Below are 3,608 nucleotides of genomic sequence, written 5' to 3' on the forward strand. Positions count from 1 at the left end.
CACACCCCCTCCCGCGAGAGGAAGCACGAGATGCCCGGAGGCCCGCCCACGCTCGGGTTCAGCCTGATCATCTACGCCACGATCGGCCTGGTGGCCTTGATCGCCGTCAAGCTGCGAAGGAGGCGCAGGTGAAGCCTCTGACCCTGACCGTCATTGTCCCCGCCCACAACGAGGAGCACGGCCTCCCGGCGACCTGAAGTCCATAGCCGCCCAGACCATCCCACCGGAGAAGGTCATCGTCGTCGACGACGGCTCAACCGACCGCACGAGCGCCGTGGCCGCCGCCCACGGCGTGGAGGTCCTGCGCCCACCCCACAACCTGGGCAGCAAGGCCAGAGCCCAGAACCACGCGCTCCCCCACTGCGACACCGACCTGGTCCTGGCCGTGGACGCCGACACGGTGCTCGCCCCCGACTACATCGAGCGGATCAAGCCCGCCTTCGACGACCCGGAGGTGGGCGTGGCCGCGGGAAACGTACAGACCCGCTTCACCCGCACCCCGTGGGAGCGTGGCAGATCCACCGAATACCTCTTCGGCTTCCACTGGCACCGCCCGATCCAGCAACTCGCCAACAGCCCTATGGTCTGCTCGGGCTGCTGCTCGGTGTTCAGGCGCACGACCCTCGCGGCCTTCGGCGGCTTCCCCGAGCGCACCATCGTCGAGGACATGGACTTCACCTGGAGCCAGCAACTGGAGGGCCGCAAGGCGGTCTACGTCTCCGACGCCATGGCCTGGGCCGCCGACCCGGAAACCCTGACCTACCTCCGCAGGCAGGTGTGGCGCTGGATGGCGGGCTTCATGCAGAACGTCCGCTTGCACCTCCCCCGCCTCCTCACCCGCAAGCCCATGCTGGCGACCTGGATCGTGGTGGCTCTCCTGGAGATCCTCCTGGCCCCACTCTGGTGGGCCACCCCGCTGATCCTCACGCTGGCCCTGCACGAGCCGGTGGCCCCCACGATGACCTGGTGGGCGGCCAGCGAGCTGCTCCTTACGACCCCCGCGCTCCTCTACGCCGCCGGACGCCGCCGTCTCCCCCTCCACCAGGTCCTGTTCAACCTCCCTTTCGTCTACCTGAACAAGGCCGTCAACCTCTACTACGCCTGGAAGGCCATGCTGGTAGAGCTGATCTTGGTCCCTCTGCGCCTGTCCCGTGGCCTGCTCATCTATGAGAAGGGCCGGTGACCAGACCCACGCCGAAACAACATTCGTCGACTTGCATCCCCGCTCGGCCATCGTGGTCCTCGCCGCAACGCTCGGCTCGATCCCCGCGACCCGGTGGCGGGCCTGGCCCTGGAGTCGTCCGTGGACTGGTTCAGGGGCATGGCTCGGGCAGCCGGCAACCTGCTCGGCAACTCGGTGTCCACCGTGGTCATCGCCCGCGCGTATCCCTCGACCAGCCGCAGGAGCACCGCGTGACCGCATCGCCAAGACCCCGACCGGCCCGCAAGAGGACGCTGACCGCATCGCTCTATCCCACGGGCCAGATGCTTCGCGCAGGGGTCTCCGCCGGCCTCCTGAAGCGTTGTGGCTCTTAGAGTGCGTTAAGCGAGCTAATGCCCCTTTCGTCGTTGCGGTTGGTTGGATGAGGTCTGCTGGTCGGTCAGCCACCGTTTGGCCTACGGGCGCGGCTGGCGCGGACACCGGACCGCTCGTGAGCAGGTTCTCTGCGTATACCGCGACTGAGCTGGTCACGGTCGGCCCGGTGTCCGCGGCGGCGGGCTTCACGCCGTAGGGCTTTACACGGACACCTACTGTCGGAGGTCCTGTCGAAGGTCGGTCGTCGCGGGACCGGCTGGGACGGCGGGGGTTCGAGGCCATGTCCAGGCGGAGCGCAGGATGAAGGCCAGGAGCAGCACCTCGATTCCGATGGAGAGGCCGTAGAAGGGGGCCCAGTTCCAGGACTCCCCTGCCGCGTTGACCGCCGAGTAGGGGATGTAGAGCGATGCAACGACGAGGTTCGTGGCGCGGTTCACCCGGGCGGGCAGCGTCATGGAGAGCATCACCATCAGGGCCGGGATCGCCACGGACGCGAGCATCATGGTCAACAACGTCGGGCTGATGTCGAACTCAAAGACGACGCCGGCGCGGAGGTTGTCGATGACGCCGGGCTTGTGGAGGTGGAAGTAGTCGACGTAGATGTAGAGGAACATGATGCTGGTCCATGCGGCGGCGAGCTTGGCCTGCACGGGGACCGGCGGGTTGTCGAGCAGGTTCGGGGTTTTCGTTCGGATGGTCATCGGTTCTTCTTTCGAGAGGAGCGGTCCCTCCGCCGGAGTGGCGGCAGGGATGTACCGAAGCCGCGCCCACCTGGACGAGCACATCGCCTCGACCGGGCAGCGGTAGCCCGGACCTCGGACGACTCGAGCGCTGAGGGCAGGCCGTAGCGGTGCCGGTCGGCGGCCCGCATCGTCGTCGCCCCGGCGGACTCGCCCCCGGCACCAGGCGTACTCCGGCACTCGATCGCTGTTCGATTCCCACAGAAGCCTCCTCACGTCCGAGCTACGACTCTCGCTGGTTCGTACATCGTACGTCGTACGCTGTACTACGAGTAGTACGCTGTACCATGACCGTGCGCTGGACGATTGTCAAGCCGCTCGAGCGAGCGAGAGGAGACCCGTGTCTGCGAGGGAACAACGCCAGGTGGCGTCAGACGCGGCGCTGAGCAAGCAACGGGTGGTGGTCGAGGCGGTCCGGCTCGCCGACCGAGAGGGGGTCCACGCGCTGAGCATGCGCCGGCTGGCCGGCGCGCTCGGCGCGGGCGCGATGTCGCTCTACTACTACGTAGCGAGCAAGGAGGAGTTGCTGGACGCCATGATCGACGTCGTGTTCGAGGAGATCGAGCTCCCGCCCGAAGAGACCGACTGGCAGTCAGCGATGCGACGTCGGGCGGTATCCGCCCGACAGGTTCTCGCACGCCACCCGTGGGCGATCGGCCTGATGGAGTCGCGGACATCGCCGGGGCCCGCGCACCTCCGCCACCGCGAAGCGGTCACCGCCTGCCTGCGGAGGGCCGGCTTCCCGGTCTTGATGGCGACGCACGCCAACTGGTTGCTCGACAGCTATGTCTACGGTTTCGCCCTGCAGGAAGCCAGCCTGCCGTTCGACACCGCCGATGAGTTCGCGGACATGGCCGAGGACGTCTACCTGCCCCAGCTTCCTCCTGACGAGTTCCCCTACCTCAACGAGTCCGCCGCGGTGCTCGCCGCTGCCGGCTACGACCCGGCGGAGGAGTTCGCCTTCGGCCTCGACCTCGTCCTGGCCGCCCTCGAGCCCCTGAGAGTGCCTACGTGAGCCTCCATCCGTGATGTCGTTATGTGATCGTGTGGATTTGTAGTGTTACTGCCAGTCTGCGGGTCCAGTGGTGCTGGGATGGCGCGGTGACTGAGCGTAAGCCGTACCCGAGCGACTTAACCGACGCGCAGTGGGCGTTGATCGAACCGGTCCTCACGGCATGGAAGGCCGCGCACCCCTCGGTCAGCGGCCACGAAGGCAACTATGCGCTGCGGGAGATCGTCAACGCGATCCGCTACCAGGGACGAACCGGCGTCCAATGGGACTATCTTCCCCATGACCTGCCGCCCAAGGGCGCGACGTACTACTACCCGCC

The 3,608-nt window shown here is 67.1% G+C and carries 4 protein-coding genes; 3 read left to right on the plus strand and 1 reads right to left on the minus strand.

What is annotated here, in order from left to right; translation table 11 throughout:
* The first annotated feature begins 202 nt into the window (after positions 1-202).
* Complete coding sequence (locus ETD86_RS53165; protein WP_281287117.1) at positions 203-1,183, plus strand: glycosyltransferase family 2 protein; 981 nt, start codon at positions 203-205, stop codon at positions 1,181-1,183.
* A 566-nt stretch (positions 1,184-1,749) separates the two neighbouring features.
* Here ETD86_RS53165 and ETD86_RS53175 read toward each other — a convergent pair.
* Positions 1,750-2,238, minus strand: a complete 489-nt coding sequence (locus ETD86_RS53175; protein WP_138674204.1) for a DUF6326 family protein — start codon at positions 2,236-2,238, stop codon at positions 1,750-1,752.
* A gap of 379 nt (positions 2,239-2,617) precedes the next feature.
* Here ETD86_RS53175 and ETD86_RS53185 point away from each other — a divergent pair, with 379 nt between their 5' ends.
* On the plus strand, positions 2,618-3,292 hold the full coding sequence (locus ETD86_RS53185; RefSeq protein WP_138674205.1) for a TetR/AcrR family transcriptional regulator C-terminal domain-containing protein: 675 nt from the start codon (positions 2,618-2,620) through the stop codon (positions 3,290-3,292).
* A gap of 86 nt (positions 3,293-3,378) precedes the next feature.
* Positions 3,379-3,608 (plus strand): transposase (locus tag ETD86_RS53190; RefSeq protein ID WP_138674206.1); only part of this gene is annotated, 230 nt, incomplete at its 3' end.

It is taken from the genome of Nonomuraea turkmeniaca, assembly GCF_005889735.1.
Taxonomy (GTDB): domain Bacteria; phylum Actinomycetota; class Actinomycetes; order Streptosporangiales; family Streptosporangiaceae; genus Nonomuraea; species Nonomuraea turkmeniaca.

Excerpts from the sequence above, each read along its gene's own strand:
- ETD86_RS53175 (WP_138674204.1), bottom strand. The coding sequence starts at position 2,238 with ATGACCATCCGAACGAAAACCCCGAACCTGCTCGACAACCCGCCGGTC.